We start from the raw sequence: 23,610 nt of genomic DNA on the forward strand, positions 1-23,610 counted from the left end.
GGGCCTGGTGGTCTGTTCATATATGTTTTCATTAATTACCGGTCATTTCCGGGAATCTAAAGGAGGAGAAAGAAATGGGATACCATGGCGGCAGCTATGATGTAATTGTCGTAGGTGCCGGACACGCTGGAGTCGAAGCGGCACTTGCGGCAGCCCGAATGGGTGTGAAGACGCTTATGATTACAATTAACCTGGATATGGTAGCGTTTATGCCGTGCAACCCGTCGATCGGGGGACCGGCCAAAGGCCATGTTGTACGTGAGATCGATGCGCTTGGCGGAGAAATGGGACGCAATATTGATAAAACTTTTATTCAAATGCGGATGTTGAATACTGGAAAGGGTCCGGCGGTGCATGCGCTGCGTGCACAAGCGGATAAGTTTTCTTACCAGCATACGATGAAGGAAACGTTGGAGCTGGAACCTAACCTGACAATGCGTCAAGGTATGGTGGAAGAGCTGATCGTTGAAGATGGACAGTGCGTCGGTGTCATTACGAAAACAGGTACGGAATACCGGGCGAATGCTGTAGTGCTGACCACAGGTACCTACCTGCGCGGCAAAATTATTATGGGTGAGTTGATGTATGAAAGTGGCCCGAACAACCAGCAGCCTTCCGTACGTTTGGCGGAGAATCTGCGTGAACTTGGGTTTGAGCTGGTTCGATTCAAAACAGGCACACCGCCGCGTGTGCATAAAGACAGTATTGATTTCAGCAAAACCGAGATTCAACCGGGTGATGACAAGCCGAAGTTTTTCTCGTATGAAACGAAGTCTTCTGATAATGAGCAGCTTCCTTGCTGGCTCACTTATACATCGGAGGTAACACATCAAATTATCAATGACAACCTGCATCGTGCACCGATGTTCTCCGGTGTCATTGAAGGAACAGGTCCGCGCTACTGTCCATCGATTGAAGATAAAGTTGTCCGTTTCGCGGATAAATCGAAGCATCAAATTTTCCTGGAGCCTGAAGGAAAGAATACATCGGAGTATTATGTCCAGGGTCTTTCCACAAGCTTGCCTGAGGACGTGCAGCTGTCCGTACTCCGTTCTATTCCAGGGATGGAAAATGTGCAGATGATGCGAAATGGTTATGCTATTGAGTATGACGCCATCGTGCCAACCCAACTGCGTCCTTCGCTGGAAACGAAGCGCCTCCCGGGCCTGTTCACGGCTGGACAGATCAACGGCACCTCCGGCTACGAAGAAGCGGCAGGGCAGGGGATAATGGCTGGTATTAACGCTGCCCGTAAAGTACAAGGCAAAGAACCGGTGATTCTGGACCGTTCCCAAGGCTACATCGGCGTATTGATCGATGACCTGGTAACTAAAGGGACGAATGAACCTTACCGCCTGTTGACATCACGTGCGGAGTACCGCTTGTTGCTTCGTCATGACAATGCGGATCTGCGTCTGACACCAATCGGCTATGAAATCGGATTGATCACCGACGAACGTTACCAAAGCTTCCTGGATAAGAAAAACAAAGTGGAGCAGGAAGTTGAACGTCTCGCTTCCGTAAAGGTTCGTCCGGCAGAAGTGAATGCCATGCTGGAAGCTGCTGGATCGGCGCCGATTCAGGATGGAAGCAATCTGCTGAACATGCTGCGCCGTCCGGAAATTGGTTATGCGCAAATCGAGCAAATTTCACCTTCCTCATTGGAACTGGATGAAGAAATGAAGGAGCAGGTAGAAATTCAGATCAAGTATGCCGGTTATATCGAGAAACAGCTTCAGCATGTAGAACGTCTGCAAAAGATGGAAAAGAAAAAACTGCCTGACGATATTGATTATAACGAAATCCAAGGTCTTGCCATGGAAGCCAAACAGAAGTTGCACACAATTCGTCCCGTTTCCATCGGGCAGGCTTCCCGGATTTCCGGCGTAACCCCTGCAGATATTTCTATTCTGCTTGTCTATTTGGAGCATTATAACCGGGTGAAGGCGGCAAGAGCATAATGACGGACGTTATTCAGCAGCAATTTCAGGAGAGGCTTGCAGGCCATGGAATTCACCTTGATGACCGTCAGCTCGAACAATTCGAGATTTATTTCCGTGAACTGGTCGATTGGAATGAAAAGATGAACCTCACCGGGATTACGGAACGTGAAGCGGTATATACAAAGCATTTTTATGACTCTATATCATTGGCTTTTTACGCAGATATGGATCAGGTTTCAAACCTGGCTGATATCGGTTCCGGTGCCGGTTTTCCGGGAATACCTTTGAAAATATGTTTTCCGCATCTGCGGCTGACCATTATCGATTCCCTGCAAAAGCGGATCAATTTTTTGCAGCATCTTTGTGAATCGGCGGGGCTTCAGCAAGTTGAATTGATTCACGGAAGAGCGGAGGAGGTAGGCCGTAAGCCAGGCTATCGTGACAGCTATGATTTGGTCACCGCCAGAGCGGTTGCAAAGCTTGCTGTGCTGAATGAATTCTGTCTTCCTTTTACTCGCAAGGGAGGAACCTTTACCGCCATGAAAGGGATCGATCCAACAGAGGAACTGGAGGAGGCAGCTTTCAGCCTGAAGGAACTTAATGGCAAGGTGAGAGAGGTTCAAGCTTTTCAATTGCCTATCGAGGAATCAGCCAGACATATTATCCTGATTGATAAAACGGGTGATACTCCCCGAAAATATCCAAGAAAACCGGGAACACCATTGAAAATGCCGTTAATCAAAATCTAGAATGAAGAGGGAGTGTTTCACGTGAAACATTCCCTCTTTTTTGGTTTTTAATGCAATTTCTTTTGTAAAGAGAGATTCCCTTTCTTGTATGATTACAGAAGTTTAAGAACAGGGAAGGAGATCATTGTTTTAAGTAGAGATACGCACGTAGCAGCTTCGTTCTCGGAGCGCCTCACAACACATAAAAAGTTTGCCCTAATTGACGGTTATTTTGGGATACTTCCCTTTCATATAGGATAATAGTTTCAAAAGAAAAAAGCGTGCAATGGAACAGATAGGATTATAGGCAAAAAAGTGATAGAATAGAAGTAACCGTTTTTGTATTTTACGCCGCCTGAAATTGGCAGCAGCGGGTAAGTGGAGATGGCCAACAATTGGCAGGCACAGAGATATGTCCATTTTGAAATTAGGTGGTATTATACGGAATGAAAGAACAAATTTCAAAGCTGTTTGGTTTCGCTGAGCGTGCAAGTGGGGACGAGGTCAAGAATATCCCGATCCATGATATTGTAAGCAGCCCTTACCAGCCCAGAACGATCTTTGATGACGACAAGATTGATGAGTTATGCCAGACGATCAAAACACATGGCGTAATTCAACCGATTGTTGTGCGGTCCCGAGACGGCCGTTATGAAATTATCGCGGGTGAACGGCGCTGGCGTGCGGTAACGAAGCTTGGCATGGATAGCATCCCGGCCATTGTCCGGGAATTTAATGATTCGCAAGCTGCTTCCATTGCGTTAATCGAAAATTTGCAGCGAGAAGGGCTGACAGCGATTGAAGAGGCTGTAGCGTATCAGAAATTGATTGACCTGCATCAACTGACTCAGGAAAGTCTTGCACAGCGCCTCGGGAAAAGCCAATCCACCATTGCCAACAAAATTCGTTTGTTGAATCTGCCGGAAGCTGCCAAGACAGCGCTGATGGAGCGCAAGATTACCGAAAGGCATGCCCGGGCTTTGCTTTCATTGGATAATGAGGAACTGCAGCAGAAGGTGCTTTCCGAGATCATAGCCAAAGAACTGAATGTGAAGCAGACGGAGGCGAGAATTGCTTATTATAAAGAAGCTTCCAAAATCAAAAAATCAAAACGTATTTCGTTTACCAAGGATGTTCGTCTGGCACTGAATACGATCAGGCAGTCTATCGATATGGTATCCGGCTCCGGACTGGATATTAAGACAAAAGAATCCGACAATGAAGACCACTACGAAATCGTTATCCATATACCAAAACGCAAATGAGTAATTGAACCGTAGAAGCGGCAGCGATTGCCGCTTTTTCTATCTACAACTTGTCTGCGTACAGATGAACAAATTATGACTACAAGAGATCCCCTATTAAATTATGAGGTGAACGAATTGTCCAAAATTATAGCTGTAGCCAATCAAAAGGGCGGAGTAGGGAAAACGACCACTTCCGTTAATTTGGGCGCCGGACTTGCTTCCCTCGGCAAACGGGTACTGCTCGTGGATATTGACCCGCAGGGCAACACAACCAGCGGAGTAGGCATCAATAAAGCAGATGTCCCTAACTGTATATATGATGTGCTCATTAATGAGGTTGATCCCAATGAAGCAATAACGTCTACACAGGTGGAAGGGTTGGATATCATCCCAGCCACCATTCAGTTAGCTGGTGCCGAGATTGAACTGGTGCCCACGATTTCCCGTGAGCTTCGACTGAAGAAGTCTCTTCAGCTCGTAAAGAATAAATACGATTATATCCTGATTGATTGCCCGCCGTCTTTGGGCATTCTGACTCTCAACTCTTTGACAGCCGCTGATTCGGTCATCATTCCTATACAGTGCGAATATTATGCCTTGGAAGGTTTAAGCCAGTTGTTAAACACAGTAAGACTTGTTCAGAAGCATTTGAACACTTCGCTGCAGATCGAAGGTGTGCTTTTAACGATGTTCGATGCACGTACGAATCTTGGCATCCAAGTTATCGAGGAGGTCAAGAAGTATTTTCAAAATAAAGTTTACCAAACGATTATTCCACGTAATGTTCGTTTGAGTGAAGCGCCTTCGCACGGCCAATCCATCATTACCTATGACCCCCGTTCACGTGGAGCGGAAGTATATATTGAATTGGCAAAGGAAGTGGTTTCCTATGAGTAAAAGACTTGGAAAAGGCCTTGATGCCCTGATTCCATCTCTTACGGTCAGTGATGACGATAAAATAGTGGATATCCCGCTAACTCAGCTGCGTGCCAATCCCTACCAGCCGCGCAAAACGTTTGAAGAGGATGCGATTAAAGAACTGGCTGAGTCAATCCGTCAGCATGGTGTAATTCAGCCGATTATCGTAAGAAGTGTTCTGAAAGGATACGAGATTATTGCCGGTGAACGCCGTTTTAGAGCTTCCCAATATTGCGGTAATACCACGGTCCCAGCCGTAGTTCGAAACTTCTCTGACCAGCAGGTCATGGAAATTGCTCTTATCGAAAACCTTCAGAGAGAGAACCTGAACGCAATGGAAGTGGCGGTGGCATACCAGGGGTTAATGGAGCAGTTCTCACTTACGCAGGAAGAATTATCCATGAAAGTTGGGAAGTCGCGCTCCCACATTGCCAATTTCCTCAGATTGCTTTCCCTTCCTGATGAAGTTAAAGACTATGTTTCACGTGGAACGTTGTCTATGGGACATGCGCGGGCGATTGTCGGATTGAAAGATGAACAGGTTCTCAAGCAGCTGGCGATGCAGTGTATTGATCAGCACTGGAGTGTCAGAGAACTGGAGCAGGCTGTCCAAAACCTGGATCGTAAGAAGGATGACGACAAGAGCAAGCTTAAGAAGAAAAAGAAAGACCCGTATATTGAAAATGTAGAAGAGAACTTGCGTGAGCGCTTTAAAACGACCGTGAAGATTAAACATAATAAAGACAAAGGGAAGATTGAACTGAATTATTACAGTCAACAGGATCTCGAAAGATTGCTGGAGCTCTTGCAGTGATTTCCTTAAATAAAAATACAGGGTGTAAAAAAAGAAGCAAAAAAATGACATATCGACCTCCAGTGAAAAAATGGCAGGGATATGTCATTCTTATGTCCAAATCAGGCATTAAACAAAATTTTCGAATTACCTGCTGAAATAGGTTGGAATATGGGTGTATTACAGTGACATGCAATAATACTTCCGCTGTCGGTAAGATAATCCAAAACTTAGGCCTCGTTACGAGACACAAAAAAAGCCGAATGCGAAAAGCAGGACAATTAAATAAGGCAGAGGGGTAGAAGCGGCAAATGGCTGAATTAAACGGTCTAATTATGGAACAAATATCCTTGTTTATTACGGGAATCGCATTCTTTATATTTATCCTGCTGATTATAGTTATGGTGCAAGGAGCAAAGCTGCGGAAAATGCGCCGTAAATATGAGGTTATGATGTCAGGCAGCGGTGTAGATGATTTGGAGACCCTGTTAATTGATTTGAAAGTGCAAATGGATTCTATTGAGGACGAACAGCAGAAAAGCCGGTCCATGATGGAGGCTATTCGACACCAGATGAATGGAATGAAAGCCAATATTGGATTGACCCGCTACAATGCTTTTAACGAAAGGGGAGGAGAGCTGAGCTTCTCGCTGGCTTTGCTGGATCAAACAAGCGATGGTATGGTGCTTACAGGCATTTATAACAGGGACGGTTCCTATGTTTATGCCAAGCCGGTGCAAAGCGGCACGTCCTCCTATATGCTGTCTGATGAAGAAAAAGAAGCTATTTCTCTTGCGCAGCAAGCGGCGCAGAACGGTAATGCCACTCTGTAATCGCTGAATAGAGACCTTTGGAAATAATATCCGAGAGCTTCATAACCAAACTTAGCCTGGTATTCTGCAAAACAAAATATTCCATGAAGCCGCCTACGTTCACAATGCCAGTCAAATGGATATTGCCGACAGGCGGCAATTCTTTATTAACGCCAGCACCAGGCCGCAGCGGCCCTTCCGCTACCTGAATACAGCCAACGCTGGAGCTTTGCCCCAGACAGGCATCAATGCCAATAATAAAAGGGTCATCATGAAGACGATGAATCTTGTCTAAGGTTTCCTGCAAATTCACGGCATGCACAGGTTCGTCAAGTGTACCGTACAAATGAAAGAGCGGGCTTTTCCTTTGGGCAAGACTTGTCCCAACCAGTGGCCCCAAGGCATCTCCAGTGGACCGGTCCGTCCCGACACATACGATGACCAGATTTTTCAAACTGTGAGCCTGGTGAAGGTGAAATAATAAACGATGGATAATGGCAGATTGGATTCCAGGATCGGTGTGTGATATTTTAAGACTGGATGGCTCCGTTTTGGAGACGGTACTGGACGAAGGATTCATGATATCTTCCTTTCCTGCATCGATATAGTAGTAACTAGTATATGGAATACTCCTTGCTTTTATACTTGGCACAGTAGAGAGAATAAGCTTTAAATAAATGAAGGTTGAGAGCTATCAGGAGAGGATGAAGAACCGTATGCTGCAGCAGATACTGAACAGCAATGGGACAGATACTGCAGATGAGGCGGTAGTGCAGGCTGTTCAATGGAAGGATCAGATTTGGGCCTGGTTGACGGATGTCAGTATGTGGACAAATCTCTTATATGTCTGCTTGAAAATAGCCGTCATTTATTTTATTGCTCGGGTCGGGATGCGTATCATCTATAAATTGATCGATAAGGTGATGGAACGGCGTGAGGGAGCAAGAATCCGTTTGAATACACGGAGGATGACTACGATTGGCGAACTGCTGAAAAATGTGGTGGCTGTAGTGTCCAATTTTATTCTGATTTTGCTCGTTTTATCACAAATAGGCATCGAGCTCGCTCCTCTAATCGCTGGTGCAGGTGTCATCGGACTAGCGGTCGGCTTCGGTGCGCAAAGTCTGGTCAAAGATGTGATCACCGGTTTTTTCATCATATTCGAGGATCAGTTTGCAGTAGGTGACGTTATTCAGACAGGTACTTACAAAGGAACGGTGGAGGTTATCGGCCTGCGGACGACAAGGCTGGTAAGCTGGCAGGGAGAGGTGTATATTATCCCCAACGGGCTGATTACTACGGTAACCAACTTCTCTATAACCAATTCATTAGCCGTGGTGGATATCCCGATCAAGACGGAGAAAAGCCTCAAAGAGGCGATACAATTGGTGAAAAATGCCGTAGAGGGCATTCAGGAGCGAAATTATAAAGTGACATCACCTCCGGACGTGCTGGGTGTTCAATCCATGACGACGGCTGAGTATGTAGTCAGAGTGGTTGCGGAATGCCGTCCGAATACAAATGCCGTAGTGCAGCGGGAAATTCAGACAGAGGTTAGAAAAGCCCTCGAAGAGGAAGAAGCGGTAAAGCTGACTATTGAGGAAATGGCAGTCACAGAAGAGGCGAAGGAGGAGCGGAAAAATGGAGCGTAAAGTATTCCAGTTGGGGGATATCGTCCAGATGAAGAAGCCTCATCCTTGCGGGAGTAATGAAATGGAGATCATCCGGATGGGTATGGATATCCGCATCAAATGTGTAGGATGCAAGCACAGCGTGTTAATCCCGCGCGCAAAGTTTGAAAAAAATATGAAAAAAGTGCTGTGCTCTGCAACGAAGGAGACCGACCCAACGGAATCCATGTAAAATTCGGCAGCCCCGCTTTTTTTGGTTGCAATGTTATACATTCTGTGGTAAAATAAGTATTGCTGCGGAAAGGTACCCAAGAGGCCCAAGGGGGCTGACTCGAAATCAGCTAGGCGTCGCAAGGCGTGCGTGGGTTCGAATCCCACTCTTTCCGCCATTACTTACTACAATATCGAATAATGAAACCTTCCGGCTTAACCGGAAGGTTTTTTTGCATCCTTAGCAGGGAAATGGAATGTTTTTCTTGCGATTGAGGATGCTTCAGCTTCGCTTTCACTACCTTAAAAGCCCTGTATAAATATCAGTTAAAATGGATTGGACGGATAATTGTACCGGGAAGATTTCTTGATTGCTGTAATGATACATAAAATTCCTGTAATGAGATGCAGCAGCCAACCAATCACCGGGATCCAGGCAAGCAGGGAGGCAATAATTCCAAACCAAGATCCGTAAGCGGGCTCCTGATTACGCACGGATAAAATAGCGGTAATCAGATGCAGCACAAACATAAATCCAAGCGTGCTGTAACCCGAGAAAATAACGATAGAGCCACCAATGACCGGTATGGCCAATCCAAGCTCCAGAATGCCGGAAATCCACTTCAGAACACGGGAAATACTCATTGGATAACCCCCGTTATCAAGTATGTATAGTTCGGTTGATTTAGTCTATCCGAACCAAGTAAACCTTCTAGATTCTACCATGAGCAGCAATGAACATCAAGAAGGAGGACCCAAAGGCCCTCCTCCTGTCCGGCGGTGCATAAATGGATTTTGATCTTTCCCTAACATCCTGAAACCCAGCGCATTGTCTGGCAATACCGTGCTAAAAGCACTTTCTGTTGCTTCTAATGCCTGGAGTCGATCCTCCAACAGTCATGTCCGGCTACGTTGTCCAACGGAACCACACCTCTCTGCTGCACCGCCTGATGATATTATGAGCAGGGAGGCAGCCCATTATACATGATAATTTAATGTACCCGCGCTTTAGTTTTCTTTTTCCATTTGCGGTCTTTATTCGTCGTTTCGGGGAATGGTTCTCCCTTATGGAGCTTCACCTGCTGCGGATTTGTGATTTCCGTATGGAAGCTGGCTTCCCCAACCTCCATATATACTCCATTGTTTGGCGCTTTGTCCCCTGGTTCAAATTCGGTTTTTTCACCCATATGGCGGACCTCCTTGTATCACTTGAAATTTGGATTCTGAAAGCTCCACACGTATTTTGCCCGTACTGGATGATAACATGTGTTTTAGAGTTGCAATGAAAATGTTCATCTGGTATACTATTTTGGTGCGAGTTTAGGCTCGTTCCTTGCTCTCAACCAAGATTGAGGGCCTTATGTCCATAAGGAGGTGTATGAAATGCGCAAATACGAAGTGATGTACATTGTTCGCCCTGACATTGATCAGGAAGCCCTTCAGGCTGCAGTCGAGAAGTACCAAGGTATCATCTCCAATGGCGGTGGTGAAATTACAAACCACGACATTACGAAACGCCGTCTTGCGTATGAGATTCAGAAGTTTCGTGACGGTTCCTTCGTTCTGGTTAACTTTACGGCAGAGCCTGCTGTAGTTGCCGAGCTGGAGCGTCAAATGAAAATTTCTGACGAAGTCATTCGTTATCTCATTACGAACGACGTTGCTTAATAAGCGTCTGGTGATGTAGTTGCACAACGTTCAAAGGAGGGGATTAGATTGTTGAACCGTGTCATTCTGATTGGTCGCTTAACCAAAGATCCTGAACTGCGCTATACACCATCCGGTGTGGCAGTAACCCAGTTTACGCTGGCTGTGGACCGTCCGTTTACAAGTCAAGGCGGGGAACGGGAAGCGGATTTCATTCCGGTCGTTACCTGGCGCCAGCTTGCGGAAACCTGCGCCAATTATCTTCGCAAAGGCCGTCTGACGGCTGTTGAAGGACGCATTCAGGTACGGAACTATGAGAACAACGAAGGTAAACGGGTATACGTTACTGAAGTGGTCGCTGATAATGTCCGTTTCCTGGAGTCGAACCGTGAAGGCGGCAACAGCAGCGGTGGCGGAGCTATGCGTGAGGAGCCTTCTTACGGAGGCGGCGGACGCGGGAATGGGAACGGGAATTATACGCGGAACAATCAAGATCCTTTTTCCGATGACGGTAAGCCGATTGATATTTCGGATGATGATTTGCCATTTTAATACGAAAGGACTGACACAGAATGGGCTTCAGACAAAGAGAAGGCGGAGACGATAACAAAAGACCGGCTCGTCGCGGTCGCAACAAGCGTCGTAAAGTATGCTATTTCACTGTGAACAAAATTACTCACATTGACTATAAAGATACGGATCTGCTGAAAAAATTTATCAGCGAGCGCGGTAAAATCCTGCCTCGTCGTGTGACTGGAACAAGCGCGAAATACCAGCGTATGCTGACTATCGCAGTCAAACGTTCCCGTCAAATCGCTCTGCTTCCGTACACTACGGAGTAATAGCATATCAGCAGCAACAAAAGGCGTCCTCTGTGAGAGGGCGCCTTTTTGCTGAATAAAAGAGATTTTCTCCGATTCACTCTACAGACATGCTTGACAGAAGTTACATGACATTGTAAGTTATTACTAATCCAATTCTATCCAAATTCCATTCACAGCTGTAACTTCGCATGAATCCCACTATAATGACCCTTCAATATGATCCATTGATTCAGGCATATGATTACATGTAAGTTTAAATTTTTAACCTTTGATGTGATATACATGTTAATCAAATACTTTTAATGGTCCTGAATGATGGCGCAACATTCCATTTTTTTATAAACAATGTTGGCTTTAACTTTCAAAAAATATATTGACGTAAAGTAAATTGACACTGTAAGATGAATCATAATTAAAGGATAAGGTTAGCTGCTTGTTGTAATTGACCAACGGTTTATAGGTCAACAGTTTCTTTGCATCAAGAGTAGAGGAGGTGCAGCGCACAGTATCCAGGTTTCACCTGCAACAATCACCAAGAATTCATATGAGATTAGCTTATGCTTGTATTTCCCCGCTTCTGCTTAGGGGGCATTTTTTCATCTATTGTGGTTAAGTCCAGAGCTTGTGTTTCACCTTCTTTGTCTGCAAGTTTGCAGGCCCAAATTATCATGTAAGTAGTTCATGCTTACTGAAGGGGGAAATTACCGCATGCTAAACATGAGAAAATGGTTTTATATGGTCTTGATGATTGCTCTGATCGGCTCGATGCTGACAGCCTGCGCATTGGGGGGCGGGGGTGAGGCCCAGACTACGGACTCAGCTGAACCGGCGACAGAGGCTACAAAGACAAACGAAACAGCCGAGCCTGCAAGTGAAGGGGTCATTGAAGCAGCGGACATGTCACTGAATCCGGATTTGGCAAAGCAGCGTGCGGATACGGTCGTTGTAGGTATGACAGCTCCGAAGGGGGTATTTAATCCGCTATTCCGCCAAACCGTATATGACGATTATGTAGCAAGAACAGTATTTGATACGTTACTGATTGTAGAGAAGGACGGTACATACACAGAGAATCTTGCGGAAAGCGTTGATGTTTCCAAGGACGGTCTCAAATATACATTTCATCTGAAGCCGGGGGTCACCTATAGTGACGGTACACCCGTAACAGCTAAAGATTTTGCCTTCGTGATGAAGATACTGCATGACCCGGCGTACGATGGGGAGATCGATGCGCTGGCCTTTAACATCGCAGGCGGCCGGGATTATTTTGAAGGAGATGCCAAGGACATATCGGGCGTTAAAGTCATTGACGACAATACCATCGAGATTACTGTAACAGAGGCAACGGCATATACAAGGGATTTCCTTGGGGATTTGCCGATGATGCCTGAAAGCTATTACGGCAAGAATTACACCAAAGGCAAACTGGACGGAATCAAGGCACTGCACAACAAGCCCCTCGGCTCCGGACAATATGTGCTGAAAAGCTTTTCGCCAGGTCAGGAAGTCGTGCTTGAGGCAAACCCGAACTACTTTAAGGGTGCACCAAAAGTGAAAACGGTCATCTTCAAAACGACAACGGAAGGAACCAGCTTATCCATGCTGCAAACGGGCGAAACGGATATGGATAACATAACCGTCACCGAGGACAATGTGGAGGAGTTGACTTCACTCGGATTTTTGAATGTGCATATTATGCCGACCAACGGCTACGGATATATTGCTTTTAACCACAAGGAGAAAAAATTCCAGGATCCGAAGGTTCGTCAGGCGTTGACTATCGGCCTTAACCGGGAGGAGATTGTGCAGGGGATCTATGGGCCATACGCCAACGTGCTGAATATCCCGCAATCCACGGAGTCTTGGGCGTACACGGAAGAAGGGGTCGAAACTTATTCATTTGATATGGAAAAGGCCAAACAGTTGTTGGATGAAGCCGGATGGAAGGCTGGCGCGGATGGAATCCGCGAAAAAGACGGCGAGAAGTTCAAGATTAATTTCTCCGCTACCGCCGACAACCCGGTGATAGACGCACTGTTGCCGATCATGACGAACAATTATAAGGAACTGGGCATTGATCTCACGTCTGAGACGCTGGACTTTAACGCTATCATGGACAAAAAGGATACAGGTAACTTCGACATGTTCTTTGCGGCCTGGAGCTTGGAACCAGATCCGGATACGACTGTCTATATTACGGATGGTGCGCAGAATGATATCGGTTATTCCAACGCCAAGGTGGATGAACTGACACTGGCTGCCAAGAAGGAACTGGATCAGGAAAAGCGTAAAGATCTGTACAAACAGCTTTATCAGGAGCTAAACAAGGATTTGCCGGTCATCTTCATGTACCAGCGCAGGGATATGTGGCCGATCAATGGGCGACTGTCGGGGTTTGATATTTCTCCTTTCAAAGACTTTGAATATAGCTTATATAGTATGCAAATTGCCCAATAGCCGGAAAGATCCAAATATGCTCAGCTCACACCGGGCTGGGCATATCACTTATGAGCCGGGAGGAGTCTTGCCATGAAGCAGTATATCTTACGCAGGCTGCTGCAGATGATCCCTACCCTGATTGGTATCTCCATCATCGTGTTCGCGATCTCCGCCATGGTGCCGGGAGATTATATTACGGGTAAAGACAATCCGAACATGACGGCCGAGAAGGAGGCCCAGCTCCGGCATATTTACGGCCTGGATCAGCCGGAATATAAACGGTATTTCATATGGGCGGGCAATATGCTGCAGGGCAATATGGGGGAATCGCTGCAGCACAAGCAGCCGGTTACCCAGGTGATCAGCAATTATGTATGGAACTCCGTGATCATCGCCTTTTTCAGCCTCATCTTCAGCTGGATCATCGCCGTATTTGCAGGTGTGTTTTCCGCCAAGTTTCAATATTCGCTGTTTGATAAGCTTGTGACGCTTTTTATTTTCTTATGCATGTCTTTGCCGTCCTTTTTCATAGGTCTCTTGCTGATCAAAATTTTTGCGCTTGATCTTGGCCTTTTCCCGGTCGGGGGAATGACCACGGCGGGGCAAAGTCATGCAGGCAGCTGGACATACGTGCTGGATGTGGCGAAGCATATGTTTTTGCCGGTGCTCGTCTTAACGATGCTCAGCACGGGCAGCCTGACCCGCTATTTCCGCACCAGCATGCTTGAGGTCATCCGTCAGGATTACATACGGACCGCACGGGCCAAAGGCTTGAAGGAACGGGCCGTTATCTTCAAGCATGCTTTGCGCAACGCGCTGATTCCGGCCATTACACTGCTGGGCTTCGAGCTGCCGGCGCTGTTCGGAGGGGCCATCATTCTGGAGAAGGTATTCGTCTGGCCGGGTGTCGGGCAGGTCTATCTGGAATCGATCACGATGCGGGATTATCCGTTCATGCTGGGCTTCACTATTTTTTTGGCCATTCTGACGCTGCTGGGCAACCTGTTGTCTGATGTTCTGTACGGGGTGGCGGATCCGCGCATCCGCTTAAAGTAAAGCTTTGGTGGAATATATGGCTCAAGCTCATCTCTGACGATAGGAGGGATTCGGTTGTCCAGTGAAACGGTGTCCGTTGAAATGAATCAGAAGACTCCCGTGCGCCGTGAAGAGTCTCCATGGAGAATGGCGATGCGTCGCTTCATACGCAACCGGCTGGCTCTCATGGGGCTGGTGATCCTTGTCATCATGGTGTTGATCAGCTTTATCGGCCCCCGGCTGTCCCCTTACAACGTGAATGATTACAGCCTCGCTCACAAGAACGAGGCGCCGAGCGCTGACCACTGGCTTGGCACGGATAAGCTGGGCAGAGACATCCTGCTGCGGACGATGCTGGCAGGCCAGATTTCATTGACTGTGGGACTGGTCGCAACAGCGATTTCTGTGGTGATTGGGGCGACGCTGGGCTCATTGGCCGGATTTTACCGGAGAAGTGTAGATACATTGATCATGCGTGTCGCCGATATATTTATGTCGCTCCCGCAACTGCCGCTGCTTATTATTCTGGGGGCGGTATTGTCGGATTTGAAGATTAACCCGGTGAACCGGATCTATTTTCTGATGCTGATCATCGGGGCATTGAGTTGGACCACGCTGTCCCGGCTCGTCCGGGGACAGATTTTGACACTTCGTGAGCAGGAGTTCATGCAGGCTACTGAAGCGTTGGGACTTCGCGACCGCCGTAAAATTTTCCGACATCTTCTGCCCAATACGATTCCGACGATTATCGTCACGGCTACCCTGGGTGTCGCGGGTGCGATTATTACCGAATCCGCGCTGAGCTTTCTCGGTATCGGTGTCGTTCCGCCTACGCCTTCATGGGGCAATATGATTTCGGCTGCCAACAATCTGATCGATTTCCGCAAACGTCCATGGCTCTGGATTCCGCCAGGCATGTGTATATTGGTTACCGTCGTAGCGATCAATCTGATCGGTGACGGGCTGCGTGACGCGCTGGACCCCAAAATGAAAAGATAGGCTGTGGCTGAGGTTATTCCCGGGAAGGAGACGATGCTTATGGAGAATGCATTGGTTGAATTTCGTCATTTGAAAACTCATTTTCATACCTCGAACGGAGTCGTCAAGGCCGTCAATGACGTCAGCTTTAAAATCAGGGAAGGCGAGACGCTGTGTGTTGTGGGTGAATCCGGCTGCGGCAAGAGCGTTACGGCCATGACAATGATGCGTCTGATCGACTCCCCGCATAACTCTGAGGGGGAAATCTGGTTTGAGGGACAGAATCTGCTGTCACTCAATATGAAGCAGATGCAGAGAATTCGCGGCAATGAGATCTCCATTATTTTTCAGGAGCCCATGTCCTCGTTGAATCCCGTGTTAACGATTGGCGAACAGATCATGGAGCCGCTCTTGATGCATACGCTGATGAGCAACAGGGAAGCGAAGGAACGCGCGATTGAACTGATCAGGCTGGTGGGGATTTCCCGCCCGGAAGTTATTTTTAAATCCTATCCGCATGAGCTGAGCGGTGGCATGCGGCAGCGCATTATGATTGCGATAGCTCTGAGCTGCAACCCTAAGCTGCTGATCGCGGATGAGCCGACCACGGCGCTGGACGTGACCATTCAGGCGCAGATTCTGGATTTGATGCGTGACCTGAAGGCCAAAATGAAAACCTCGATTATGCTGATTACGCATGATCTGGGGGTTGTGGCTGAAATGGCCGATTATGTCGTGGTGATGTATGCCGGAAATGTGATTGAGGAAGCTTCGGTGTTCGATCTATTCAAGAGTCCGAAGCACCCATATACACAGGGGCTGCTGAAAGCCAAGCCTGTGATCAACCAAAGACAAGAGAGGCTTTATTCGATACCAGGCCAGGTGCCTAACCCGCTTGATCTGGAAAACAACTGCCATTTTCACGAGCGCTGTGAATTTTGCATGCAAACATGCAGGGAGAAAGCTCCCCCGCTTCGTACCGACAGGCAGGGCCACAAGGTGGCCTGCTGGCTGTACGGGGAGGAAGGGGGGAGACCGTCATGAGCGAAGCGCTGATCGAGGTAAACCGGCTCAAGAAATACTATCCGATCACCGGCGGCATCCTCCAGCGTAGGGTAGGGGATGTCAAGGCGGTTGACGATGTATCGTTTCGCATCCATAAAGGAGAATCTTTCGGCTTGGTCGGTGAATCCGGCTGCGGCAAGAGCACCATTGGGCGCACCATTTTGAGGCTGACGGACAAAACCGACGGCGAGGTGCTCTACCAGGGCGAGGACATTCATGCTTTGACCAAGGAGAAAATCCGCCGCCTGCGTCCGAAAATGCAGATCGTATTCCAGGACCCCTTCAGCTCCCTGAATCCCCGGATTAAGGTAGGTGAAGCCATCGGAGAGGCCCTGCTCGACCATGGGCTGATCAAGCGCGCCGAGCTGCGGGAGCGGGTGCATGAGACGCTGCGCATCTGCGGGCTGTCAGCCTATCATTATGACAGGTTCCCGCACGAATTTTCGGGCGGGCAACGGCAGCGGATCGGCATCGCCCGCGCCTTGATTATGAATCCGGACTTTATCGTGGCGGATGAGCCGGTATCGGCGCTGGATGTGTCCATTCAGGCGCAAATTATCAATTTGCTCAGTGATCTGCAGCAGGACCGGCAATTGACCTATCTGTTCATTTCCCATGATCTTAGCGTGGTGCAGCACCTGTGCACACACATTGGCGTCATGTATCTCGGCTCCATGGTGGAAATGGCCGGCAAGGAGGAGCTTTTCAGCAACCCGCTGCATCCGTATACCAAGGCGCTGCTGTCGGCCGTACCGATCCCGGACCCAACGGTACGGAGGCAGCGGATCGTGCTGCAGGGGGACATCCCCAGTCCGGCCCACCCGCCTTCAGGTTGCAAATTTCACACACGCTGCCCGCTCGCGGCGGATCAATGCAGACAGGAGGTGCCGGCCTACAGAGATGTAGGAGGAGAACATTTTGTAGCATGCCATTTTGTATAAGAGGTAGTTCAATGAAAGGGGATCATTGCAAGGTGACAGAGAAAATACTGGAAATTAATCAACTAACGACCGGCTTTAAAGCGGAAAAAGGATGGATCAATGCCACGGACAGGGTCAGCCTGACCTTGGAAAAGGGGAAGACCCTCTGCCTTGTTGGGGAATCCGGCAGCGGAAAAAGCGTCACCTCTCATTCCGTCATGCGGCTGATTGATTATGCAGGCGGCAAGCTGCTGGAGGGCAGCATTCTGTTTCACGGCGAGAATCTGGCCGAGAAAAGCCAGGAGGAAATGAGACATATTCGCGGCAACCGGATTGCCATGATTTTTCAGGACCCGATGTCTTCGCTGAATCCGGTGTTTACCGTAGGGGAGCAAATCGCGGAAAGCCTTAAGCTGCATCAAAAGAAGAGCGAGAAGCAGGCCTGGAAGGAAGCTGTCGATCTGCTGCGCATGGTTGGCATTCCTGCGCCTGAAGTTCGCGCCAAGCAGTACCCGCATGAGCTGTCCGGCGGTATGTGCCAGCGGGTCGTCATTGCCATTGCCCTGGCCTGCCGTCCGGAGCTGCTGATCGCCGACGAGCCAACGACCGCGCTGGATGTAACGGTACAAGCCCAGATTCTCGATCTGCTCCGCAAGCTGCAGGAGGAAATCGGCATGTCCATTTTGCTGATTACGCATGACATGGGCGTGGCAGCGGAGATGGCGGACCGGATTGCCGTCATGTATGCCGGAGCTATCGTGGAGGAGGGCTCGGTTGAGGAGATTTTCGAACATCCCGGTCACCCGTATACCTTGGGGCTGCTGAAGTCCATTCCAGGGCTGGAAGGGGAGCGCGGAAATGAACTGTTCACGATTCAGGGCAGCATCCCCTCGCTCGGTCAACTCCCGTCCGGCTGCCGCTTTCATCCTCGCTGTCCGCATGCGATGGACATTTGCAGGGAGAAGGAACCTCCGTCCTTCCAGATCGGCAAGGATCAGAGGGCAGTATGCTGGCTGTTTGACGGTCAGGAGCAGGGCAGTGAACTGGAGAAACGGAGTGAGCATGTATGAGCACCGAATTTTTAATTGAAGTGGATCATTTGAAAAAATACTACCCGATTCAAAGCGGGCTGTTCAATCGGGTAACTGGTCATGTGAAGGCGGTCGACGATGTGTCTCTGGCGATCCGCAAAGGGGAAACCTTCGGTTTGGTTGGAGAATCCGGCTGCGGAAAGTCCACCCTTGGCCGTGTCATTCTGCGCTTGCAGGAGGCTACGGAGGGGGAAGTGCGCTTCCAGGGGACGGATATCCATAAGCTGCCTGAAGGCAAGCTGCGGGAGCTGCGGGAGGAAATGCAGATTGTGTTCCAGGACCCGTTTGCCTCGCTGAATCCCCGTTTTACAGTACGGGAAATTATCGGTGAACCGCTGCTGGTGCACCGCCGCATGTCGGCCAAGGAGATCGACGAGCGTGTTATTGAGCTGATGGAACTGGTTGGCCTGGACGCCTCGCGGCGTAACCGGTATCCGCATGAATTTTCCGGTGGCCAGCGCCAACGGGTAGGCATCGCCCGGGCGATTGCCTTGAACCCGAAATTTATCGTTGCGGATGAAGCGGTATCCGCATTGGATGTGTCTGTACAATCCCAGGTACTCAATCTGATGATGAAGCTGCAGCGGGAGCTGGGCTTGACCTTCCTGTTCATTGCCCATGGACTGAATGTCGTCCGTCATATTTCAGACCGTGTAGGTGTGATGTACCTGGGCAAACTGGTAGAGGTGTCGACCACGGAAGAGCTGTTCGCCCAGCCTCTTCATCCTTATACGGCGGCTTTGATGTCGTCCATCCCGCGGCCCGATCCGAAGATGAAGCGGGACCGTATCGTGCTGACGGGCGACGTGCCATCTCCTGCCAATCCTCCTTCGGGCTGCCGGTTCCATACCCGTTGCCCACTGGCGCAGGAGACATGCAGCCAGCAGGAGCCGAAGCTGACAGAGGTGCTGCCGGGGCGGCAGGTAGCCTGTCATTTCCCGCTGGGTGTCGCGGCTGAAATGAATTAAAAAATTTATTAGATTTTTTTTCAGAAATTGCAGACAAAATGGCCTTTTCCATCGTCTAATAGATATGGGGGTTGGACGATGATGAAAATGCGATGGTTCCGCTGGGTGTTTATCCCGGCGTTAATAGTAACTATATTTTTGGCGGCCTACCCGATCGTGCTGATCGGCAAGCCTGATGTGCGTGCGGAAGCCGTAGTTTTGCTGGACCTGCGAACAGGCAAAGTGCTGATGGACGTGAACGGCGGGAAGCCCCTTCCATCCGCAAGCATGGCCAAGCTCATGACAGAACTGCTGGTGCTGGAGGATGTTGCTGCGGGAAAGGTGAATTGGAGCGATGAAGTCACCATCAGCCGTTATGCGAGCACGGTAGGCGGTGTGAATCTGTCCCTGCGTCATGGGGAATTTATGACCGTCAGCGAGCTGTTCCAGAGCATGGTAATCTACTCGGCGAATGACGCGGCCGTGTCACTCGCTGAGCATTTGTCCGGCTCGGAGGCCGCTTTTGTACAGCGGATGAATGAGAAGGCGGCGAAGATTGGGCTCTCTAATGGTACATACTTTGCCAATGCTTCCGGAGCGGAACAGCAGGAGCTTGGTCTGAATCACCCGGCAAATATCCATGGAAATACACGGATGACAGCCGCAGATACGGCGAAGCTGACTTCCTATCTGCTTTCCTCCCATCCCGAAATTCTGAGCACATCCAGTCTCACCCAGATGGAGCTGAAAGGCAAAGGGCTGTATCTCAGCAACACGAACTGGATGCTTTCTTCGTTGGACGGGCCTTACTCATATACAGGTACGGACGGATTAAAGACTGGATATACGGCTGAAGCGGGATACTGCTTTACCGGCACAGCGGAGAAGAACGGGAAACGGCTGATCGCGGTCGTCATGGGTGCGTCAAGCCGGGAGGAGCGATTTGAGGAGACGCGCAAATTGTTTGATTACGGTTTTGACTTCGAGCCGTCGCTTAAGGATCGCCTCTTGAGCTGGAGTTATTTGGCTCCTGAATTATCCGAACTGTGAGATTTTTTTAAAATTGCAATCAGGTTTTGCCCCTGGGCAAAACCTTTTTTTGTAGGGTCCGGCGTGAATAATGCATTATTGTGCATATATATTGGAATATACTAAAAGAAAAGGGCATTCCCTTTTTCCATCAACGAGATTACAATAGGGAGGGCTTGATCCCGTCAAAAGACCTATGTTTTTGACAGAAGGCTGCATAAAAACTTATGCTGGTAACAGAGCCCCATGTGCTTCAATGTCATGAATAACGCTTAACAAATGAGAAAAAGCAAGCAAATAACTATCGGGCTTGCTGCTGATAGGGTGGATCATACGAGCAGTTCTATTTTATATGTGAAGAAGGAATCATACGATGGAGAAAAGATCTGCGGAAAAGAGAAGAAAAAGGAGGAAGAAGAGGGGAAACGGTTGGCTGATCGGTCTCCTGGTTCTTGTCCTGCTGGCCGGAGGCGCATATTTGTTCCGTAAACCGCTGACGGCGCTTGCCTTTGATTGGTTCATTTCCCCGACGCTGGAGAGCAAGCTTCAGCAGTCCTATCAGCCGCGAGGCGGGGGCAATTTGCCGGCCCCTGAGCCGGTATCGTATCAAGATAAGCCGTTTTCCGTGCTGTTGCTAGGCTCTGACAAGCGTCCGTACGAGAAGACCAGGGGACGCTCGGACACGATCATGTTTGCGGCGGTCAGGCCGAAGGAATCGCGGGTGCTTCTTGTATCGGTTCCCCGTGACACGTATGTGCAGGTCATTGGCAGGGATGCAGACCATGATGGGCAGGACGACTTTGATAAAATTACGCATGCCTATGCGTACGGTGGGGAGGAAATGTCCATCGATACGGTAGAGAATTTCCTGGACAATAAAATTGATTATTATGCAACCATCAATTTCCAGGCCATACAGGATGTCGTGAATGCCGTCGGAGGCGTGTCTCTGCCTATTGAAGAGGATATGGAGAACAAGAATCCGAATCATGTGCAGTTCAAGATCGAAGGCGGCAAGTCCGTATATAATGGAGAAGAAGCGATGTATTATGTCCGTTACCGCGAGGATAGTGATTTTAACCGGACGAAACGCCAGCAAATTTTCCTGAACGCGCTGGCCCAAAAAGTACTGACCATTAACGGGATCACTCAAATACCGGAGCTGCTGGACATCATGGGACAGAATTTCCAGACAGACATGCAGCCAAGGTTTATTGTGGATTTGGGCAGACAGGTATTGACACAGGCCAAACCTCAAATCTCCAGTTTCACCATTATGGGAGAAGGGTTAAAGATGAATGGCACTTATTATGATAAAGCAAACGAGGAAGACCTGGAGTACGCCAAATCGCTCATTGAAAACTGGATGGACCCCAATACAACGTCTGCGACGTTAAAGCTTCCGGACCGCCAGGAAATTGAGTGAAACGAAACAGCGTATTAGCAGTCCATTCATCAGCAGCCGGTCCGCCGACTGCTGATTTTGTTCCTCGTGGAACAGTGGACGGGGGTCCGGGGAATCTGAAGGAGGATATTGAGCTCTTATGAATATTGCATTTTTTCTGCTGCCCAAACAGGAGGTAGCCTATGTTTCATCCGATTCTACGCTGCGGCAAACGCTGGAGCGCATGGAGTATCACCGCTTTACAGCTGTCCCGATTCTGGATAAAGACGGAAAGTATTTCGGAACGGTGACGGAAGGGGATCTGCTCTGGCACATGAAAAATTCAAAAGGGCTGATCACTTTTGAGAACGCTTCAAAGTTTCTGCTTAAGGATGTGCCGTTGCGGGCAAAGATCAAGCCTGTTTCGATTGAAGCGAATATGGAAGATCTGATCAATCTTGCCAAGGTACAAAACTTTGTTCCTGTAGTGGATGACATGGAACGTTTTATAGGCATCGTAAGACGCAGTCAAATCATCGAGTATTGTGAAAAATTTGTATCAAGGGAATCCATGAATTCGGGCGGATAAAAGGAATATCGCTGGAGGAAAGTCTGCTGGCCTAGGGTTCCAAGGGCGAGGCGGGCTTTTCTTCTGCGTGCCGGGGTGTTCCTTCGTAATGAACTTGGGTTATGCTATAATGGAGAATAATGCTCTTTCAGAAGGATGTGGCTCTTCACTATATGTCTAAAGAACTGGATGTAGCCAAACGCGCAAAGGTTATAGAATGGCTGAAGACGGAAGTACTCGATCAGGTGTCGCGCTTGTTCAGGGCAATTTGGGAAGGAAGCACTTCCCGCATCGGAGACAGTCTGGCAAGTCTGATCATGAGCACTTATATTCTGGGCAGGCGGATGGGTATCACGTACAGCGACCTGGATCAGCAGCTGCTCGACAAACTGAGAAAGCACAGACAGGAGGGCCACCAGCTTGAAGACTGGTATCAGGATATTTCCGCACTCGAAGAACATATGCGTAAGAGGTGAACACATTTGAAATCAAGCGTGGCTGCGGTGGTATGGAGCATCATCTATCTGCTGCTGCTATTATCATTGCTCACTCCATTGAGGGTTCTTACCCCGTTTTTCCTGATCGTGCCCGGTGCCGTATTGTTCGCGTCCCAGCCCTTCAGGCAGTTTGTAATGTGTGTCATACCGGTGGCGCTGATTCTTGCCATAATCAGTCCGCTGTTTTTGATTCCTATGGCATACTTTTTGATTCCGGCGATAATCATGGGCAGAACTTACAAGAAAAGCGCACCCGCCTTCCATACCCTCATGATCGGCACCGGTGTCATTATCGCCGAATTTTTGCTGTTGTTGCTGATGGGAACCTTATTTTTTCAGTTCGATCTGTCCCAATATATCCGGCAAATCGTAACGGAAATGGTGGCCCCGCTGCAGGATATGGCCAACAACAACCCGCTTACCCAAATGACATGGGATGACGCGGCAACGAAGAATATCGCCGATGTAACGGTGCTTATGATTCCGTACGCCCTGATTGTCACCTCGTTTACGATGGCTGTCATTACGCATGCGTTGACAAGGCCGATCCTGAGCTCCATGGGGATGGCGGTGCCAAAAATGAAGCCTGCCCGCGAATGGAGACTGCCGCGTGCGCTAATTTGGTATTATCTGCTGGCCGTCATCATAGAATGGATTGCCAACGGATCGGATGGCGGCTGGGCGACTACGATTGCTGCCAATCTTATTCCGCTGATCAATATTTGTTTCCTGATCCAGACCATCGGATTCATCTTTTTTTTCGTGCATGCCCGCAAATGGAATCCGGTGCTTTCCTTCGTGTTCGCAGGGATCGTGCTGCTTATTCATCCGCTGCGCATCATCGGCATTATCGACTTAGCCTTTCCATTGCGTGAAGCCATTACAAGATCGAAGAGGTAGGGTG

General features: G+C 48.8%; 26 protein-coding genes and 1 tRNA gene. 24 read left to right on the forward strand and 3 right to left on the reverse strand.

What is annotated here, in order from left to right; translation table 11 throughout:
- The first annotated feature begins 74 nt into the window (after positions 1-74).
- The 6 genes from mnmG to ACE41H_RS22160 all read left to right on the forward strand — a co-directional run bounded on the left by mnmG (position 75) and on the right by ACE41H_RS22160 (position 6,462).
- Complete coding sequence (gene mnmG, locus ACE41H_RS22135) at positions 75-1,961, forward strand: tRNA uridine-5-carboxymethylaminomethyl(34) synthesis enzyme MnmG (RefSeq protein ID WP_375357734.1); 1,887 nt, start codon at positions 75-77, stop codon at positions 1,959-1,961.
- On the forward strand, positions 1,961-2,692 hold the full coding sequence (gene rsmG / locus ACE41H_RS22140) for a 16S rRNA (guanine(527)-N(7))-methyltransferase RsmG (RefSeq protein ID WP_375357735.1): 732 nt from the start codon (positions 1,961-1,963) through the stop codon (positions 2,690-2,692). Before mnmG ends, rsmG begins: the two co-directional genes overlap by 1 nt.
- Positions 2,693-3,117: 425 nt before the next feature.
- Positions 3,118-3,936, forward strand: coding sequence for a nucleoid occlusion protein (gene noc / locus ACE41H_RS22145; RefSeq protein WP_375357736.1), 819 nt, complete (start codon positions 3,118-3,120; stop codon positions 3,934-3,936).
- 117 nt (positions 3,937-4,053) lie between these two features.
- Complete coding sequence (locus tag ACE41H_RS22150) at positions 4,054-4,815, forward strand: ParA family protein (protein WP_375357737.1); 762 nt, start codon at positions 4,054-4,056, stop codon at positions 4,813-4,815.
- Positions 4,808-5,650, forward strand: coding sequence for a ParB/RepB/Spo0J family partition protein (locus ACE41H_RS22155; protein WP_375357738.1), 843 nt, complete (start codon positions 4,808-4,810; stop codon positions 5,648-5,650). Before ACE41H_RS22150 ends, ACE41H_RS22155 begins: the two co-directional genes overlap by 8 nt.
- Before the next feature lie 290 nt (positions 5,651-5,940).
- Entirely contained in the window at positions 5,941-6,462 is a 522-nt protein-coding gene (locus ACE41H_RS22160) for a DUF4446 family protein (RefSeq protein WP_375357739.1), read from the forward strand.
- Here ACE41H_RS22160 and yyaC read toward each other — a convergent pair.
- Complete coding sequence (gene yyaC, locus ACE41H_RS22165; protein ID WP_375357740.1) at positions 6,413-7,021, reverse strand: spore protease YyaC; 609 nt, start codon at positions 7,019-7,021, stop codon at positions 6,413-6,415. The genes ACE41H_RS22160 and yyaC overlap by 50 nt on opposite strands.
- A gap of 124 nt (positions 7,022-7,145) precedes the next feature.
- Between yyaC and ACE41H_RS22170 the strand changes: the two genes are divergently transcribed.
- From ACE41H_RS22170 to ACE41H_RS22180, 3 genes are all read left to right on the forward strand, one after another.
- Complete coding sequence (locus ACE41H_RS22170) at positions 7,146-8,093, forward strand: mechanosensitive ion channel family protein (protein ID WP_375357741.1); 948 nt, start codon at positions 7,146-7,148, stop codon at positions 8,091-8,093.
- The gene (locus ACE41H_RS22175) at positions 8,083-8,304 is read left to right on the forward strand and encodes a DUF951 domain-containing protein (RefSeq protein WP_375357742.1); all 222 of its coding nucleotides are present in this window, start codon (positions 8,083-8,085) and stop codon (positions 8,302-8,304) included. The genes ACE41H_RS22170 and ACE41H_RS22175 overlap by 11 nt, the downstream gene beginning before the upstream one ends.
- 66 nt (positions 8,305-8,370) lie before the next feature.
- Positions 8,371-8,461 (forward strand) — tRNA-Ser (locus tag ACE41H_RS22180).
- Between the two features lie 148 nt (positions 8,462-8,609).
- On the opposite strand, the gene ACE41H_RS22185 is transcribed toward ACE41H_RS22180, so the two are convergent.
- On the reverse strand, positions 8,610-8,927 hold the full coding sequence (locus tag ACE41H_RS22185; protein WP_375357743.1) for a hypothetical protein: 318 nt from the start codon (positions 8,925-8,927) through the stop codon (positions 8,610-8,612).
- A 347-nt stretch (positions 8,928-9,274) separates the two neighbouring features.
- Positions 9,275-9,469: a YjzC family protein gene (locus ACE41H_RS22190; RefSeq protein WP_375357744.1), complete on the reverse strand. Its 195-nt coding sequence runs from the start codon at positions 9,467-9,469 to the stop codon at positions 9,275-9,277.
- A 196-nt stretch (positions 9,470-9,665) separates the two neighbouring features.
- Here ACE41H_RS22190 and rpsF point away from each other — a divergent pair, with 196 nt between their 5' ends.
- The 15 genes from rpsF (at position 9,666) to ACE41H_RS22265 (ending at position 23,606) form a co-directional block, all read left to right on the forward strand.
- Positions 9,666-9,950: a 30S ribosomal protein S6 gene (gene rpsF, locus ACE41H_RS22195; protein ID WP_375357745.1), complete on the forward strand. Its 285-nt coding sequence runs from the start codon at positions 9,666-9,668 to the stop codon at positions 9,948-9,950.
- A gap of 48 nt (positions 9,951-9,998) precedes the next feature.
- A complete protein-coding gene (ssb, locus tag ACE41H_RS22200; RefSeq protein WP_375357746.1) occupies positions 9,999-10,481 on the forward strand; it encodes a single-stranded DNA-binding protein in 483 nt (160 codons plus the stop codon).
- 20 nt (positions 10,482-10,501) lie between these two features.
- Positions 10,502-10,771, forward strand: a complete 270-nt coding sequence (rpsR, locus tag ACE41H_RS22205) for a 30S ribosomal protein S18 (protein ID WP_355323004.1) — start codon at positions 10,502-10,504, stop codon at positions 10,769-10,771.
- 690 nt (positions 10,772-11,461) lie between these two features.
- Entirely contained in the window at positions 11,462-13,210 is a 1,749-nt protein-coding gene (locus ACE41H_RS22210) for an ABC transporter substrate-binding protein (protein WP_375357747.1), read from the forward strand.
- Positions 13,211-13,282: 72 nt separating this feature from the next.
- Complete coding sequence (locus tag ACE41H_RS22215; protein ID WP_375357748.1) at positions 13,283-14,248, forward strand: ABC transporter permease; 966 nt, start codon at positions 13,283-13,285, stop codon at positions 14,246-14,248.
- Positions 14,249-14,302: 54 nt separating this feature from the next.
- On the forward strand, positions 14,303-15,226 hold the full coding sequence (opp4C, locus tag ACE41H_RS22220) for an oligopeptide ABC transporter permease (protein ID WP_375357749.1): 924 nt from the start codon (positions 14,303-14,305) through the stop codon (positions 15,224-15,226).
- Between the two features lie 39 nt (positions 15,227-15,265).
- Complete coding sequence (locus ACE41H_RS22225; protein WP_375357750.1) at positions 15,266-16,249, forward strand: ABC transporter ATP-binding protein; 984 nt, start codon at positions 15,266-15,268, stop codon at positions 16,247-16,249.
- On the forward strand, positions 16,246-17,211 hold the full coding sequence (locus ACE41H_RS22230) for an ABC transporter ATP-binding protein (RefSeq protein WP_375357751.1): 966 nt from the start codon (positions 16,246-16,248) through the stop codon (positions 17,209-17,211). The genes ACE41H_RS22225 and ACE41H_RS22230 overlap by 4 nt, the downstream gene beginning before the upstream one ends.
- Positions 17,212-17,243: 32 nt before the next feature.
- Positions 17,244-18,260 (forward strand): ABC transporter ATP-binding protein, encoded by a 1,017-nt coding sequence (locus ACE41H_RS22235; RefSeq protein ID WP_375357767.1) that lies wholly within the window; start codon positions 17,244-17,246, stop codon positions 18,258-18,260.
- On the forward strand, positions 18,257-19,249 hold the full coding sequence (locus tag ACE41H_RS22240; protein ID WP_375357752.1) for an ABC transporter ATP-binding protein: 993 nt from the start codon (positions 18,257-18,259) through the stop codon (positions 19,247-19,249). Before ACE41H_RS22235 ends, ACE41H_RS22240 begins: the two co-directional genes overlap by 4 nt.
- Positions 19,250-19,327: 78 nt before the next feature.
- A complete protein-coding gene (locus ACE41H_RS22245; RefSeq protein WP_375357753.1) occupies positions 19,328-20,278 on the forward strand; it encodes a D-alanyl-D-alanine carboxypeptidase family protein in 951 nt (316 codons plus the stop codon).
- A 352-nt stretch (positions 20,279-20,630) separates the two neighbouring features.
- Positions 20,631-21,683: an LCP family protein gene (locus ACE41H_RS22250; protein WP_375357754.1), complete on the forward strand. Its 1,053-nt coding sequence runs from the start codon at positions 20,631-20,633 to the stop codon at positions 21,681-21,683.
- A 118-nt stretch (positions 21,684-21,801) separates the two neighbouring features.
- Positions 21,802-22,230 (forward strand): CBS domain-containing protein, encoded by a 429-nt coding sequence (locus ACE41H_RS22255; RefSeq protein WP_375357755.1) that lies wholly within the window; start codon positions 21,802-21,804, stop codon positions 22,228-22,230.
- Between the two features lie 152 nt (positions 22,231-22,382).
- Positions 22,383-22,685: a MazG-like family protein gene (locus ACE41H_RS22260; protein WP_375357756.1), complete on the forward strand. Its 303-nt coding sequence runs from the start codon at positions 22,383-22,385 to the stop codon at positions 22,683-22,685.
- A gap of 6 nt (positions 22,686-22,691) precedes the next feature.
- Positions 22,692-23,606, forward strand: coding sequence for a DUF2232 domain-containing protein (locus ACE41H_RS22265; RefSeq protein ID WP_375357757.1), 915 nt, complete (start codon positions 22,692-22,694; stop codon positions 23,604-23,606).
- Positions 23,607-23,610 lie beyond the last annotated feature (4 nt).

Source organism: Paenibacillus enshidis (assembly GCF_042136365.1).
Taxonomy (GTDB): Bacteria; Bacillota; Bacilli; order Paenibacillales; family Paenibacillaceae; genus Paenibacillus; species Paenibacillus enshidis.